This window comes from Ruminococcus sporogenes, assembly GCF_054655175.1.
Genome location: NZ_BAAHOA010000003.1, coordinates 568,029 through 585,081, shown reverse-complemented (window position 1 = coordinate 585,081; position 17,053 = coordinate 568,029). Strand labels below are relative to the sequence as shown.

Sequence of the window (17,053 nt, the reverse complement as noted above, 5' to 3'; positions counted from 1 at the left end):
TTTTCGATGGAGGAACAGTCCTCTGCAACCGCCTTTTTTATGTCGCCGCTGCGGTTTTTGGAAAAGAAGCCCAGTTCCACCTTTGACAGCTTTTCCATTATGCCCTTTCTGAGTTCGTATCCCACCGAATAGGACGCTGAATGTGCAAGTACAGATCCTATAACGGTACAAAGCACCGCTGCCGCCGCACATATCAGCATACCTATACACATGGAGGCGAGTACCGATTTATCAATATCGTCGATAACTGCATGTTTGTCTGCTATTTCCTCAATTACCTTATATATGAAATAGTAGATGGCTATAGTTCCCGCTGTTCCCGCAACATCAAGAAGCACAGTTATCAGCAGGCTCCATTTATGTTTTAGTCCTGTTTTGATAACTACATTTTCCCTTTTTTCTGCTTTTTCTGCCATTTTTCTCTCCTACCTGTCCGATCCTATTTCCGCTGCCATATCCTCGATTGTGGTACATCTGAATACGGCGTTCATATCTATGTGATACCCGTGTTCCTCTATTCTGCTCATAAGCCTTATGGCTTTAAGAGAGTCGCCGCCCAGTGCAAAATAATTATCCGTTATGCCTATTTCCCGTACACCGAGGTTTTCCTTCCAGAGTTCTGCCAATTCCCTTTGCAGTTGCGTTTTCGGAGGAACTATCTCTCCTCTTTTTTGTGCAGCAACGTTCATTTTCGGCAGACGCTTAACGTTCAGTTTGCCGTTTGCTGTCAGAGGAAATTTCTGCATTTCGATAACGAATTTTGGCAGCATATAATCGGGCAGCTTTAGTTTGAGCTGTGACATGATATCCTCCTCGTCAACTACGGCAACTGTCTCCTTTGACTGAGTAAGTATAAGTACTGTTTGCAGCTTTTCCCTTGCCTTGTCATCATAAGGATACATCAGCGGAGACGAATAGTTATTTTTGACTATACTGTTTCTCCACTGCTCCTCTGAATATGCAGGAAGATCCGTTTCCACTCTGTCGTCCGAATAAGCTGTAAGCCCTTCGGCAAATCCGGCAGTTATCATCTGTATCGCTGTATTGACTGTAGTTTCTATGATAAGCAGCTTTCCGTCATTTGCAAGGAGCAGATGCAATTCATCAATGGTATCATCAATGTTGTGCGCGTCATGCAGCACATTTGCGCCTATTATAAGGTCAAAGCTGTGAAGTGGTATCCCCTGTGCCTTGGGGTGAAGGTTTATGTCAAATATGCTGTAATCCACAAAGTCAAGACCATCGTAACGTTTTCTTGCTTCATCAAGGAATACATCAGAAAGATCGGTGTACAAATAAGTTACGTTGTTCATACTCTTTATACGGTCAATTACATAATCGGAGGTACCTCCCACACCTGCACCGACTTCCAATATCCTGAAAGGTCCGTCCTTGTTAGCCGTCGCTAACGACATTGTGAGTTCCGCCGCAAGTCTGCCGTATATCTGTCCTGTCACGCTGTTGCGGTACACACCTACACCGTTTTTAAGATCGCCGTCCTTAAAGAATACCTCGGACATAGGGTCTGCATTTCCCAGCATTATATCAGGCAGCAGCTTTCTTACGGAAACAACATAATGCATTATATGTTCCGCAGCGTCAGGAATACCCATGTCCTTTAGTTGTTTCATATATTCATCGGGAAAGTGTATTTTTGAGACGTCAAAGGTAAAAATACCGTTTTCATAGCCAATAACACCGTATTTTTTCAATGTGTTGTACCACTGTCTGAAATTCTTCACCCTGTTGTCGGCTATTTTCAGCTTTTTAACTATCTCATTCGGGGAGATATGCTCTCCCGACAGTTTTTCAATGCCAATTGCTGTAAGCGCTTCTGCCATACAGCTTACACAATGTTTTTCAAGTGTGTTCATAAAGCTGTGGTAGCTGTCAATATCAAATCCCGACAGTATCTCGTTTTCCTGTGAAGTGATATTTAATACGGTATCATCTGCATCGAGTACTGCATCGGTGTTCTTGCTGTTACAGCGGATATATGTGCAGATAATATCACCGCCCTCGCCGTTTGTCTGAACAGCCGAAACGGAGTCTTTAATGTACCGCATTTTCTTAACGGCGCTGTCAAGATCGCCCAGTTCTATTCTCAATCCGTTTATCTTTACCTGCATATCCTGTCTGCCGCAAAATTCCATACAGCCCTCTTGGGAGATATATCCCCTGTCACCGGTACGGTATATCCTGCCTAATGTTTTATGCTGAATAAAGGCTGCATCAGTCTGCTTTTGATCGTTCTGGTAGCCGTCAGCAATTCCAACGCCGCCTATATATATATCCCCCTCAACATTTTTGGGCAGAGGCTCACAGGAACCGCTAAGCACATACATATTTTGATTTCTCAAAGGATAGCCATAGGGGATATGTGTGACATATTCCTTTTTTGTATCAATGTCATAGGCTATCGACCAGACGGAAGCCTCTGTTGCACCTCCTAAGCTTACGACGTTTATATCACCGAAAATGCCTGTTATCTCCCGTGGAAGCTGTACGGGTATCCAGTCGCCGCTTAGCAGTACGAGACGCATAGGAATCGTATGCTTTTTGCCCATGTTGGACCTACGTTCAAGTTCGGAAGTGAGAATACTCATAAGTGCAGGAACGGTGTTCCAAATAGTTGCCCTGTCACGTTCCAAGCTGTTTATAACTTCGCTGATATTTTTCATATTACGCACAAGCGACATTGCCGCACCTGCATTAAGAGATCCGAATATATCATAGACCGAAAGGTCAAAGGAAAATGATGACACCGCCGCAAACACATCTGTTTCCTTTACGAAGTAACGCTCGTTTATGTCAAGGATCGTATTGGTAACGGCGCTTTGATTTATAAGCACACCCTTTGGCGCGCCTGTACTTCCCGAAGTATAGATAACATAAGCGGGGGCATCGTAAGCAGTTTCACGGTATTTAAAGCTGCCTTCTGTTATTTGTGTCTTTTCATTAAACAGATATTTATATTTGCTCTGCTCTCTTATAGCTTTTTTTCTGTCATCCGGCCATGAAGGCTGTACAGGGATATATGCGCCGCCACAAAGTATTACCGCCAGTATTTTAAAGAGAGTTTGTGCGTTTCTCTCTCCTTCAATGCATACAAAATCACCGCATTCTATCCCCTCCGACTGTAAATGCGCAGCGTATCTGTACGCATTTTTTCTTGTTTCCGCATAAGTATAGCTTTTATCTTCATCATACAGCCATATATTGTCTGCAAAGCCGTCATTGTCAAGACTTTCCTTAACAAGCTGCTGCAAAGTGATGTTGGGCGCCAGCCATGAAGTATCGTTGTAGTTTTTGTAGAAGATTTCAGTTTTTTCGCTTTTTGGGAAAGGCTTTTCAAGCATCTTCTCACCGCCGAGAATAAACTCGGTAAAGCATTCAAACATCTCGTCTATATAGCTGCTATCGTAAAGTTCTGTCGGATAGTCCCATACCACATTCAATTTTCCGCACTGGAGCATTGCTTGACAATCAAGATATACCTGCGGTGTCCGTGAAGCGGCTTTATCATAGTCATACACCATGTCATTGTCAAACAGTGCGCTTGTGAATACTACAGGCATGATGGGGCGACCGTTTACAGGCTTGTTTTTCTTTACAAGTTCACGCATAAAGTCAATACCGTCATAGCGAAGATGTGTAAGATATTCATTCAGACGGTTGTGACTGTCTGATAATATATTTTTGAAGCTGTCCGAGTTTGTAAAATCGTAGTCGAGCAAAACTATCTTTGTAAAGTCGCCCAGTATCTTGTCCACCTGTTTGTGTATCTGTTCACGGCTGAAAACAGTAAGGTTTACCGCAAGCTGTGACTGACCGCTGTAAAGGGACAGTGTATAGGCATAAAGACCGCACAGCAGCACCGCAGGAGTTATATTCAGCTTTGCCGAAAGCTTTTTTGTATTGTTCCATACTTCCTCTTCAAATGTCATGTGCTTTCTGCTGAATCGTGAGTTTTTTATATTTTCGGGAAATGTTTTAAATTTAAGTGACGGTGCAGACGGGAAATCATCTGCTTTAGCTGTCCAGAATTTCTTATCAGTTTCATATTCCTTATGCATTTTCTCTGTTTCCAGAACATAATCCCTGAAGGAGAGTTCCAGTTTTTCGTTTGAAACTTTTCCGCCGTATGTATCTTTCAATTCTCCTGCCAGCATTATAACGCTGAATGCGTCCATGATAAGTGCATCAAAGGCATAAAGCACATGAACATGATCCTCTGCCGTCCTTATCATGTGAACCTTGTACATAGGCCATTTACCGATTTCAAAAACAATATTTTTCATTTCGTCGCTGCGGTGGCTCAAATATTCTCTTTGCTCTTTATCGCTCATACCCCTTATATCCTCTTCGCAGAGTTCGTAAAACGTCTGCTCAGGAGGAAGTATCTGCTGATGTCCCGAATCGTATATAACGGCTCTTAGCATATCGTGCCGTTTAATGAGTATATTAAGCACTTTTTCAAATTTTTCTCTGTTATAATCTCCTTCAACATCGGAAAAGAACATCGTTCCGTAACCGCCAAGAACAATATCGCTGCTCCTGCCCGAAAGATAAGCTATCTGAACATTGTTCAAGGGGAATTTGTCATATCTGTGTTCTGTGTCGGGAGTGATCTCCTTTATCTCCTGTACCTTTACTTCTCCCATAGAATCTATGTATGCCGCCAGACGTGCGGGAGTTTGTTCTCTGTAAAGGTCTGCAACAGTTATGTTATAGCCCTTTTTCTTTGCCATTGCGGTAAATTTCATTGCCTTTATGGAATCTCCGCCGATATTGATAAAGGAGTGTTCCATTCCGAATCCACTGTCACCCATTACCTCCTTGAACAGTCCGTAGATCTCTTTCTCGGTATCGGTAACGGGAAGAACTATTTCCTCGGTGTGTTCTTCCGGGGCTTTCAGCAGGCTTTTGTCCAGCTTTCCGTTTGAATTTACAGGCAGTTCATCAAATTTGACAAACTCCGCAGGTATCATGTAGTATGGGAGTAAATTTCCAAGCTCTGCTGTGATCCTCTGCTGTACCTGTGCAAAGCTGCCGCTGTTGCCTTTAAGTACCACAAATGCAGTAAGATACATACTTCCGTGCTTATTTTTAAAGGGTAAAACAGCAGCATTTAGTACATCTGTGCATTCACGCAGCGCCGCTTCTATCTCCTCGGCGCTGATCCTGAATCCCCTTATCTTTAGCTGCTCATCACATCTTGCACTGAAATAAACATTCCCCGTATCATCTATATGACCGTAATCGCCGCTTTTGTAAGCAGATATGCCCCAAGGGAGCGTTACAAATTTTTCCGCTGTTGTTTTGCTGTCGCCGCAGTAGCCTACAGCAAGCCCCTGACCGTAAATGATGATCTCGCCCTTTGATCCCGGAGGCAGGGGAGATAGATTTTCGTCGCATATCAATACGCCTCTTGTGTCAATGGGCAAGCCTATGGGAACAGTGTCTTCAAGGCTTTCTGGTGTTATCTCAAAACTTGTGGTAAAGGTAGTGCTCTCTGTAGGACCGTAACCATTCACAAGTTTAGTTTGCGGGCATGCTTCGATAAACAGCTTACCGTGGTATTCCGAGAACTTTTCACCGCCTGTTACAACGTAAGAAGCGTCGTCAAACATAGAGGCATTCCGCTCGGTAAAATTGTTGAAAAGAGTAGTAGTAAGAAACAGACAGCAGCCCTTGTTTTCATGTATCTTATCGGCAAATTTCTCGTCTGACAGCAGAGTGTCCTTATCTATAATAACTACCCGTTTTCCGTGCAGCAGACCGCCCCATATCTCAAAGGTAGCGGCATCAAAGGCGATGGAGGAATTTTGGAACTGACAGCTTATCCTGCTGTGATCTATCACGTTTCCGTGTTTTACAAGTCCCGTCACACCTCCGTCATTGAGTACCGCACCTTTGGGCTTTGCGGTAGTACCGGATGTAAACATAATATTTGAAATGCTCTTTTCATTTCTGTTACATATGAACGCTTTGTCGCTTGGAGCTGTTGTATTTTTAAGTTCATTTACTTCAACTGCGATAGTTTTGATATTGAATGAGGGTATTTCCTTGGTCCCAACAGTCAAAAGAATATCTATATCAGCGTCTTTTATAATATCATTTAAACGCTTTTGCGGCAGCGTCAGATCAAAGGGAACATAGCAGCCCCCTATTTTAACAGCCGCTATCATAGCTGCAATCACCTCAAAGGAGGGAGTAATATCTACCGCTATCCTTGCATTCTCGCCAAGTCCGAGACTATGCAGTTTCCAAGCAAGAGCGTCTGTTATCCTGTCAAGTTCATTGTAGGAAATCACATCGCCGTTTAATTCTAAAGCGGTATTGTCTCTCTGTTCCCTTACTGCTTTGCTGAATTCATAAGTGATACTGCCCTTTTCCGTACTGTCGGCAACAGCTTGTATTTCTCTCTTCAGTTTGTGTGCAAATTCCTCCGATATATTTTCTATATCCTTTGGATACTGTGCGTTTACGGCGCTCACGCAGATATTTTTGTAAAGTTCTGCTAACCTTTCAATACTTTCGGCGGAATATCTGCCGCTGTTGAAATTGAATCTTATCCTTATTCTGTCGGTTTTTGACACTTCCAATGTGAGAGCGTATTCGGTACGTTCCTCCAGTTTGAAATTTTTCACTTGAAAGCCTGTGTTTTCTTTTATGCTGCCAAAATCCATTTCGGGGAAATTGTCATACACAAATAAGTGATCTATAAGATTTTCACAGTCCTCGACGGCCTTGCTTATTTCTCCTAGACCTATCCACGAATGTTCCATTGAGTCAAGGAAACTCCTACGGAAAGCGTTTAGCTGTTCTGTGATCTTGATGTCGCTGCTGCATTCAAAAACAACGGGGACGGTGTTTATCATAGGACCGAGAACACGCTCAGCATTGCTAAATTCTGCAGGACGGTAAGATACCACCGTTCCAAATACAGCTTTATCACAGGAAAAATTTCTGCACAGTGTAATGCCCCAAAGCCACTGCATATATATATTTAGCGTCGCATTTCCGGCGGCGGCAGCCGATAGCAGTTCCCTGGTTTCAGAAGGGGTAAATTCAACTGTAAGGGAACTGTGTCCCACATCCTTTTTCCTGTCGCTTCCGAATTGTATAAGTTCCAAGGGCTGAACAGGTGAAATATCCTTTAGATACTCATGCCAGTATTCACGGCTTTGAGACATATCCTGTATTATTATCCAGTCCTGATAAGCGGAGAACGGAACATACTCCCTGTCGTTTTCGATCTGTCTGCCCAGCAGCTTGCCGTAATTTTTCATTATTATATCGGCTATCATTGCTGCGCAGTATCCGTCCATGAGAATATGATGAAAGGAAAATATTATCACGCTGCTGTTTTCACCAACAATAAGGTCAAGCCTTATGAGAGAATCCCTTTGAATGTCAAATCCTTTTTCAAATTGCTCTGCATTTATTTTATAAGTGAGCAGTTTTATTTCCTCATCAGTTACCGCTTTGTGAAATTCAAAGGGTATTGTACGCTTGTCTATAACAACGCTTTTAGGCACATCTATTTTATCATATATCACATTGGTGCGGAATACTTCGTATTCGTCTGAAATTTTATCCAGTACGCTCTTAAATATATCGGAGTTGATATTGCCTTCCAGTTCAAATATCTCCGTACCCATATATGACGACTTGTCATTGGAGAGCATATACTGGAAAAGCATTCCCGACTGAATGGGAGTAAGCCCATTGACCTTTATTATCTTCATTTCAGACGCCTCCCATCACTTCAAGTATAGAACTTAGCTCATCCGTATGCTTTGTATTGTAGTTGTCAGACAGTTGCTGCACATTTGTTAAAAATGCTTTCTGAAAGCTGTTCATCTGTTCTCTTGTATAAATAAGACTGTCATAGTTTACATTACAGTACAGCCTGCCCTTTTTAAAATACACTGTAAAGTATATAGGGGTGGATCTGCCCGTATTTTTTCCACTGAACTGTCCGAAATCCATTACGGTAAAGCTGTCAAAGTCCGAACTAATATCAATGTTTCCTATGTAGTTCCATGTAAGCGCTTTTTCAGGTTCGCTGCCGTCAAGTCCGTCCTTTTCAAAGGTAAGACTGCCAACTGCTTTTCCGATTCTCTCAGCCATTTCACACTGTTTCCCAGTCCCAGTACACGATAGGTCAAGTGCAGCCGAGAAACTGATCCAACCGCAGATGTCGTCCCATTTTCCCATTGTATCTCTGCCTATCCTTTCCACTTCAATGACTGTTTCTGGAAGAAACGACGCTGCATTATAAAGCTGTACAATGAGTATGCTTTCAACGGATACTCCCCATTCCTTTGAAATGTCTACAAGGGTGTCATAGCAGTCTTCCCCGGAAGTCATAACTGTTTCGTCAGAATTGTAGGACTTGACGCTCTCCTCCATATAAGATAGGTCGTCTTTAATATTTTCCGACTTACCGTACTGCTCCCATGCGTATTCGCAATACAAAGCGTTGTCAAAATCGCCGTCAGCATCCTGCTTGTCTATTGCGGAAAGGATATTTTTCAAGGTTACAGCGTCAGAGAACAAATGATGTATTATAATCATCATATTTCCGATATTATCATATACCATACAGCAAGTTTTTCCGTTTTCAAGGGATATGTTTTCCCTCGCCGCATTTTCGCCTGCTTGGTGGGATAAAGGCGCTTCTGTCTTCACAAGTATGGGCGTATCTTCTGACATTTCAAAGAACAGTCCGTTATCACCTCTTATTATGTTGAAATTGCGAAGAAGCTTTTTTTCAAACAAAAACTCCAGTACCTTTTCGGGAGACATGCCCTCTGCATTCTTTGGAGATATAACCGCATATTCACACCATAGATCTCGTTCCCGTGTGATCCTACGGAAAAACCATTTTTGCTGTATCGTTGCAGGATATGAGCGTTTCTGTTTCTCTGTGAGAGACGATGTTCCTGCGGCATTGCTCAAAGGCCTGACTGAATCTAAAACTCCTCCCAGCGTGGGATCGTCAAAAACCTCCATAAGGCTTATGGTATAACCCTTTTGTTTTAACTGTTCCGACATTTTCAGCGCCATTATGGAATCTCCGCCCAGTTCAAAGAAGTTATCATCGTAATCGGAATTTTCCTCTCCGAATATATCTGACCATATTTTAGTTACTATAACTTTTTTATCTTCCATTTATACCTCCACTATTTAATCCCTTTGCTTCAATACCGTATTCATTGGTATCTTTTTAAGTCTTGCCTTTAAAAACATGGTGACGATAAGATAGCATATCAAACCGAATACAAGTATCACAGCATATGTATAAAAATGTATTTTTACAGGTACAAACCCCACAAGATTTGCATTGAGTGCAGGCCATACCGAAGTAAACAGCAGTTTGTCTATTATCACAGAAAGTATCAATGAGATAATAATCGTAATGAAAAAGCTGTTTAAGTAGAAACGGTTATTTTCTTTATCGGTATAACCGAATATTTTCATAAGTGATATGGAATGTGTACTTTTTTCGATTATCATTTTCAAAAGCATATACATTACCGCGATAAATATAATCAAAGATACAACAATGAGCATTATTATCATAGGCTGCATCATGGAGTTCATTTCCTTTGCCGCCTTCTCCTGATTTTCATGTGTAATGGTTTCCGCGACGCTTCCTTCGGGCAGTTCCAATTCCTTGTCAGACAAAATGGCATTGTAGTATTCATTTGCATCATCATATTCCAGTATTTCATTTAATGCAGTTCTGTCCATGTACGCACTAAGTCCAACAGGATCGTGTATAACCCTTGTTACTTTAAACTCCACGTCTTTTTTCAGTTTTTCGGAATATACGGTCATGGTATCCCCCTCGTCAAGGGACAGCTTTGAAGCGACGCTGTCAGATATGACGATCTCATTTTTATTGGATGTTATGCCATCAACACGCTTTGTGTTCTTAAAGCCGTAGACTGTCAGTTTCATGTTTATACCTGCATATTCCACACGGAAACCCTCCACTGTAGCTTTGTCGCAGTCCTCTGTATCATCTGTCTGAACATGCGCGCCTAATATGTAGCAGTATTCATACAGCGCCTCATTTTCTACGTCGTCAACATATTCCGCAAGTGTGTCCTTCATGCCGAATCCCATAACAAGGAAAAACGTTGCGATAACTATTCCGAAAAACAGTATAAGCTGATTTTTTATGCCACGAAGCATGATCCTTATATACATCTTAACGGGAAAGCTGAATTTTGAAAGGTCTATCTTTCTGAAGTCTTTGCCCGACTTGCCTTTTCCTCTCATAAGCAGAGCAGGAGTTATCTTCAGCTTTCTTGCAAGCAGCAGACAGTTAATGACAAGCTGTATTATAAACGGAATGATACAGCATATGATAACAAGATACAGATTCACCTTACCGCTGAAGGAGGGGAGGGAATATGTGCTGTAGGTGGTCTTTCCTATTATTTCTGCAAACAGCAACGAACCTGTGATCATGCCCAGAACAGAACCTATCAGGGTTATTATCAGGGGAAGCCGTATATAGTGCCTGACTATTTCCCAGCGTGTATAACCCATTGAGAAAAATGTTCCTATAAGAGCGCCGTCTTTTTCCACAGAAGCAGAGGACATTGCGTAAAAAATGAATGCCACCAGCAAAACAAAAACAATACTTATGAGCGTTATTTCCGCCTTGAGCGTCTTTGTCTTATCGCTTATGGACTTGATCCTTGGATTATCGCTCTGTTTGAGTATGCTTACAGCAATCTCTTCATCTATAAGGTAGTCATAAGCATCATCTATGCTCTGCTCATCTTCTGCGGTAAAGCTGTATTGTATCGTCATTTTGGCGCTGTCAAGTCCTTCAAATGCCTGCTTTGAAACAAAACCAAGTCCGAATGCTTTTAGGTTTGATACGCCCGATGAGACCGTTTGAAGTACATTATTGTAGTCTACCGCTGCCACTGTTCCCGACAATGTGTAATTCCTGCCGTCCACATTGAGTTTATCTCCTGTCGACAGCTTTTTAGTGGACGCTGTTTTACTTTCAAGTACAATCTGCTCGTCATTTTCTGGCATTTTACCATCGATAAGTGACAGCTTGTCAACTGTTTCTCTCATCTTGAAAACGCGCAGTATATAGTCGCTCTCACCTAATGCGTTAATGTCGCAATAGCTTGTGTCTTCTATATCCTTTATTCCCATTTTATGCAGCTTTGAAATGTTTTCGTCGCTAAGCTGTTCGATGAGCGTTACGTTTGCGTCCTCCACATTACAATTATACTGTTCGCTCTCTATAGTACCCATTATACCGTCGGTAGCTGCAAAGAAGGCGGATATTATAGTTATCCCCATAAATAAAACAAGACCTATAAAAAAGTATTTTGCAAAATTTTTTTTTAGTTCTCGTTTCAGTCTTTTGTTAATAGGCATTTTACCATTCCACCTCCGCTGCTGAAAGGATATTGTCATTGTATTTATCCAAAGCTACTATACCGTCCTTAATCTCGATAACATGGTCTGACATATCTGCAATGGCGGTGTTATGCGTCACTATGATTATGGTCGTATTTGATTTTTTGTGTATATCCTCTATAACTTCCAAAACATCGTGTGCCGATCTGTAATCAAGAGCACCTGTGGGTTCGTCGCAAAAAAGTATCTTTGGATTTTTAGACAAGGCTCTTGCAATGCTGACCCTTTGCTGCATTCCCCCTGAAAGTTCGTCGGGGAATTTGTTTTTATGCTCCATCATTCCCACTCTGCTCAGCATATCCTCTATTTCTAAAGATTTGTCTCCAAGCCAGTGGCATACCTCAACGTTTTCATAAACATTCAGATCCGACACCAGATTGTAAAACTGATATATAAATCCGAAAGTGTTTCTTCTGAATGCGGACAACTTCTTTTCGGAAAGTCCCACAATATCCGTCCCGTCTATTTGTATACTTCCCGAATCGGCGGTATCAAGTCCCCCTATCAGATTCAGCAGGGTAGACTTACCCGAACCCGAAGGTCCGAGAACAGTCAGTATCTCGCCTACCTTCACTTCAAAACTGACGCCCTTTAAAATTTCGGCGCTCATCCTGCCGTTTCCATAACTTTTTTTTAGATCATTTACTTTAATAAACATAGACCGATCTTTCCTCCTGTTTACTACTTGTTATCCAATACTCCATAACGTTGATGCTGCATTTTTGGCATTTGGCTGATAATGCTCATTTATAGTTTGTTACCCTCTGAAGATCATCTCCTCAAGACTCGCCACGACGCCTTGAGGATCATCGCTTAAATAAAAATGTCCGCCCTCAAACAGTTTTTGTTCAAAGCCGTTTTTTGTGAATTTCTCCCATTCCAAAGACTGCTCCAACAGCTTTTTGTCATCGTCTCTGCCGTTAAAGGAATATATAGGACAATTTACTTTCTGTTCCCTCTGTCCCTCATAGTCATAATTTCTTAGCAGCGTCATGTCTATTTTCATAAGGTACATATAGTATTCAAAAAATTCCTTTTCCCTGGTTATAGACCTGTCGATAAAGCCCATTTCACATAGATAGTCCACTATATCGTCACGGCTCATATCATCTGCATTCTTTATTGCTCTTTCGGCAGGAGAAGCGGAGGAAGATACAACTACGGCACAGGGCATTTTCATGCTGTTTCTTTGAAGTTCCAGCGCTATCTCCCAGCATATCAATGCTCCCATACAATGACCGAAAAGCACAAAGGGCTTTTGAACTAAAAGCTCTCCTTCGTCCTTTACGAATCTCTCTGCCAGTTCCCTTATTGTTACGGAAACCGCATCCCTACGGCGGTTTTCCCGTCCCGGATATTGTACGGGATAAAAACCGCATTCATGTGGGACATTACGTTTCCAAGGTGCAAAGAAAGAAGCGGAGCTTCCCGCATGCGGGAACAAGAATACATTTCCTCGGGAGTCTGCTGCGCCGTCCTCATACTTGAACCAATTTTCTGCCATATGTTTTATCACCTGCCTTTTTGTAGTTTTTCGCCGATGCTTTTTATGGCGAAACTAACGGGCGCTATATCCTCCGTCAAGTAAAAATGCTTGCCGTTAACAGTTATATATTCCACATCACCGCTGAGCAGTTCCGCCCATGCTTTGGGCTTTCCCATTTCAAGTTCCTGCTCCGAATATATCACCGCTGTTGGAGAGGGTATTTTACCGTTTTCGCAGCTTTCGTAGCCTTTAAGGAATCTGTTGTCCTTATTCATCTTTGAAATTACCCCATCGAGAAAAGCATCGGGTAGCATATCAAGATTATTCATGCCCAGCTCCGAGGAATAGCTTTTGGCGCTTTCACGGGTAAGATCGCTGTCAAGCTGTCCCAACAGTTCCCTTGTGGGAGGGAGCATACCCGATATTATCAGTCCCATCCGGTCACAGTCTATCTTTCGGACTAATAGCTTAGCAATTTCAAAGGCGACTACGGCTCCCATACTGTGACCGAAAAGGATAAACATTTCATCCTTCTCCAACTTCTTAGTCACCTTATCGGCGGCGGCAGTTATATTTTCCTTGAATGACTTGCTTTCGTCAATATCCATGTCCGACGGTATTATATCAAAATTTTCCCCAAGGAGTTTTGAATACTTAAAGAATAAAGCGCCGTTTCCTCCCGACCAAGGATAACAGAATAGTTTTATTTTTATCAATAGATTAACCTCCGATAATTAATATAAGGTATAGCCTAATAATTGTCGCTGTTTATCTCATCTATCGCCTCAGCCGCCGAATGTACCGTAGGCTTTTCAAACAGATTCATCAGTATACTGTCGAAGGCTGATGCGTCCTTGATCATTGGCGCAAGTTCCCCTGCAAGCTGTGCCATTACCAATGAGTTTGCACCGTAGTCATAAAGGTTCGCATTCGGATCTACACTGTCGATACCAAGAGTCCTTTTTACTATCTCCGCGGCTTTTATTTCCGTAGGTGTCATCAGCGCGTCCGTTTCATTGATATCGCTTTTGCTTTCGGAGATGAGCTTTTCCGCAAGTTCTTTAAGTTTATGGTTGTTTACCTTTCCGTTTGGTGTCAAAGGCATTTCGCGGAGAAACACAAACCTGTCGGGGATCATGTATTCGGGGATATTATCTTTAGCATACTTTCTCAGCGCTTCCTCATTTGTACCGCCCTCAGCTGTTACAAAAAGAACCAGTTTCATTACCCTGTCCTTTTTTATCAGTACCGATACGGAATTGCTCACCCCGTCGCAGGAATTGAAACAGCTTTCTATTTCTCCCAGTTCTATTCTGTGCCCTCTTATCTTTACCTGTGTGTCCATTCTGCCAAGGAACTCTATCTCGTCATTTGCGTCGTATCTTCCCATATCTCCTGTTTTGTATATACGCTTGCCGTTTGGCGCTGTAACAAAGGATATATCGGTTTTTTCCTTGTCATTCAGATAACCCTTTGCAAGTCCGACGCCACCTATACATATCTCTCCCTTTACACCCATAGGGCATATGTTCAGGTTTTCGTCCATTACATACATTTCCTGATTCAAAAGCGCCCTGCCGTAGGGAATGCTTTTCCATTCAGGTCTGAGGGAACTATATTCATGGATATTAGACCATATAGATGCTTCTGTTGCGCCGCCCATACAAGCTATACGCACGTTTGGCATATACCTTTTCAGAGCGTCGGGAAGTTCAAGGGGTATCCAGTCGCCTGAAAGCATTACTGTCTTGAAGTTGTTATAAGTCAAATTCTTTTCTGTGTCAAGATACGAACAAAGTATCTGTGCAAATGCAGGAACGCTGTTCCATAAGGTAATATCATACTTGCTTATAAGTTCTGCCCAGTGGGAGGGATTAGTGTACTTTTCCTTTGAGGGATAAACAAGAGTACCTCCCACAGACAGTACACCGAATATATCATACACGGAGAGATCGAAATTAAGCTGTGACAGTCCGAGTATAGCATCATCTGAGCATACTCCGAATCTGTTGTTTATGTCCTCTATGGTGTTTACAGCAGCCTTGTGGGTTATCACCACTCCCTTGGGGACGCCTGTTGAACCGGATGTATGTATTATGTAAGCCACATCTTCAGGATTGCCTTCGGCTTTGAGTACGCTTTTGCCCGCTATGGGTAGAGTATCTGCCTTTATAACATCATACCCTTCAAAGCCTTCATCATAGCCACTTACCGTAAGAACCGCCTTAATGTCTGCATTATCCAGTACCAGCCTGCGCCTGTTTTTAGCCTGTTCCGCATCAATGGGGACATACCCGCAGCCCTCCGATAATATTCCAATTACCGCTGCTGTCTGCCATACCGATTTGGGCATGACTACGGCTATATATGAACCTCGTTTGACATCTCTTTTTCTAAGTTCCAGTGCGACCGCAGACGCTCTTTTTACAAGTTCGCTGTAACTCCATTCGTTTTCGCTGTCAGCCACCGCTGTTTTGTTAGGGTACATCTCGGCGCTTTTCAGTATATTTTCATGGATAAGATGTTCTGGCAGCCTTTGGTAGTTGTTTTCGTCGGAGTATTTTTCAGTCTCTTCCAATTCGATAAGACTGCTCTCGTTCCACTTACCGGCGGATCGGGCGAGTTCCCTTATCCTGTCCGAAAACAGTTCAAACATTCTTTCTGGCAGTCCTTGAGGGAATATGTCATCACGGACGTCCCAGTTTATGATAAGCCCCCATTTCCCGTCCATTACCTGACAGTCTATGAACACCTGAGGCGTCTGACTGATACCGCCCCGGTATCTTCCCTTCATAGCTCCGGACTGCTCATTGTTAATAAGTCCCACCGAACTTGTGAACACATAGGGCATAAGGAATTTATCACCTGTTCCGAGCCTTGTTTTCTCCCTTGCCACTTCCATACCCGTATACAGGTGGTTATCCAATACTTCAAACAAGGTCTTATTGGTATCTTCGGCTCTTTGTGAGAAAGTCCTGTCACCTCTGTTGTCAATAGTGATAAGGCTTAGAGAAGTAAAATCGCCGATAAGGCTTTTTACCTGTTCGTCAAGGGGCATTCTGTTAAGGGTGGTGAGATTTAAAATGAACCTTTTATTTGTACTGAATCTTTCAAGCGCTGAACTATATGCCGTAACAAGCGCCGCAACGGGAGTAACACCTATCTTCTGTGCCTGTGACTTGAAAAACAACCAATCCTTTTCGGGAAGTCGCAGTTCAAAACGCTTAAATTCCTGTCCGCCTCTACCAACTACAGGCAGCTGCGGCGCCGAGGGAAGATCGTTTATGCGTTCTTTCCAGTATTTTTCAGCTTTTTTGTACATTTGGGTGTCGGGGATATTTTTGTATGCTTCCATGTAGTCACGGAAGGTAATGGTAAGTTTATGCTTTTCTATATCATCGCCGTTGTAGTAATACTCTTCAAATTTGTTTAGCATCAGCCAAACGCTTGTCCAGTCCACTATGAGCATATCAATGGAAAAGTGCATGACAGTACAGTTTCCAAGCTGTGAAAGTTCTACCTCAAAGAGCGGTAGTTCTGTCGTGTTGAATACTCTGTTCCCAAGTCGGCGCTTTATCTTCTCCATCGCTTCAGACTGCTGTGATTCCGAAAGTTCTGTAAGATCGTTCTCATTTAGCTCAAATCTGTTCCATTTGGGAAGAACTCTTTGCCAGCCTTCACGGTCTATGACCGCATGGAGCATATCGTTTTCAGATATGATTCTGTTCCAGATATTTTGTGTCTTTTCTCTTTCCAACTTGTCATATTCAAACTCCATGTAGATATGGCAGGCAAGACCGCCGTACTCCATGTTCTTTGACCTTCCCATAAGGTATGCGCCCTGAATACCCGAAAGAGAAAACCTTTCATATCTTTTTTCTTCGTCATGGATTATTTTAAGATCGTCCTTTGCACGGCTCAGATTTTCCATTAAGCTATCTTTGTTATTCTTCAAAAGCTGTACTATGTTACTGTTCATAACGCCTTGTGGTGCGGAATAACGCAGCTTCCCGTTGTCCGTCCAAAGTTTTATGCCCTTATCTTCCAAAGAAGCGATAAGATCGTCGGTTTTCATTTCTTCACTATTTTCATTCATTT

Annotated in this window: 8 protein-coding genes; all 8 read right to left on the bottom strand. The window is 42.5% G+C overall.

Annotated features, from left to right (window positions below; genetic code table 11):
- Positions 1 to 416 (bottom strand): ABC transporter transmembrane domain-containing protein (locus tag ACYQ0N_RS12965; protein WP_460162927.1); only part of this gene is annotated, 416 nt, incomplete at its 3' end.
- Between the two features lie 9 nt (positions 417 to 425).
- The gene (locus tag ACYQ0N_RS12960; RefSeq protein ID WP_460162926.1) at positions 426 to 7,754 is read right to left on the bottom strand and encodes an AMP-binding protein; all 7,329 of its coding nucleotides are present in this window, start codon (positions 7,752 to 7,754) and stop codon (positions 426 to 428) included.
- A 1-nt stretch (position 7,755) separates the two neighbouring features.
- Entirely contained in the window at positions 7,756 to 9,183 is a 1,428-nt protein-coding gene (locus ACYQ0N_RS12955) for a phosphopantetheine-binding protein (RefSeq protein ID WP_460162925.1), read from the bottom strand.
- Between the two features lie 15 nt (positions 9,184 to 9,198).
- A complete protein-coding gene (locus ACYQ0N_RS12950; protein WP_460162924.1) occupies positions 9,199 to 11,427 on the bottom strand; it encodes an FtsX-like permease family protein in 2,229 nt (742 codons plus the stop codon).
- A gap of 1 nt (position 11,428) precedes the next feature.
- The gene (locus ACYQ0N_RS12945; RefSeq protein WP_460162923.1) at positions 11,429 to 12,127 is read right to left on the bottom strand and encodes an ABC transporter ATP-binding protein; all 699 of its coding nucleotides are present in this window, start codon (positions 12,125 to 12,127) and stop codon (positions 11,429 to 11,431) included.
- A gap of 99 nt (positions 12,128 to 12,226) precedes the next feature.
- A complete protein-coding gene (locus ACYQ0N_RS12940; RefSeq protein ID WP_177531929.1) occupies positions 12,227 to 12,973 on the bottom strand; it encodes a thioesterase II family protein in 747 nt (248 codons plus the stop codon).
- Between the two features lie 8 nt (positions 12,974 to 12,981).
- Entirely contained in the window at positions 12,982 to 13,671 is a 690-nt protein-coding gene (locus tag ACYQ0N_RS12935) for a thioesterase II family protein (RefSeq protein WP_460162922.1), read from the bottom strand.
- Between the two features lie 35 nt (positions 13,672 to 13,706).
- A complete protein-coding gene (locus ACYQ0N_RS12930) occupies positions 13,707 to 17,051 on the bottom strand; it encodes a non-ribosomal peptide synthetase (protein ID WP_460162921.1) in 3,345 nt (1,114 codons plus the stop codon).
- Between the last annotated feature and the right edge of the window lie 2 nt (positions 17,052 to 17,053).

Excerpts from the sequence above, each read along its gene's own strand:
- ACYQ0N_RS12960 (WP_460162926.1), bottom strand. The coding sequence starts at position 7,754 with ATGAAGATAATAAAGGTCAATGGGCTTACTCCCATTCAGTCGGGAATG.
- ACYQ0N_RS12955 (WP_460162925.1), bottom strand. The coding sequence starts at position 9,183 with ATGGAAGATAAAAAAGTTATAGTAACTAAAATATGGTCAGATATATTC.
- ACYQ0N_RS12950 (WP_460162924.1), bottom strand. The coding sequence starts at position 11,427 with ATGCCTATTAACAAAAGACTGAAACGAGAACTAAAAAAAAATTTTGCA.
- ACYQ0N_RS12945 (WP_460162923.1), bottom strand. The coding sequence starts at position 12,127 with ATGTTTATTAAAGTAAATGATCTAAAAAAAAGTTATGGAAACGGCAGG.
- ACYQ0N_RS12940 (WP_177531929.1), bottom strand. The coding sequence starts at position 12,973 with ATGGCAGAAAATTGGTTCAAGTATGAGGACGGCGCAGCAGACTCCCGA.
- ACYQ0N_RS12930 (WP_460162921.1), bottom strand. The coding sequence starts at position 17,051 with ATGAATGAAAATAGTGAAGAAATGAAAACCGACGATCTTATCGCTTCT.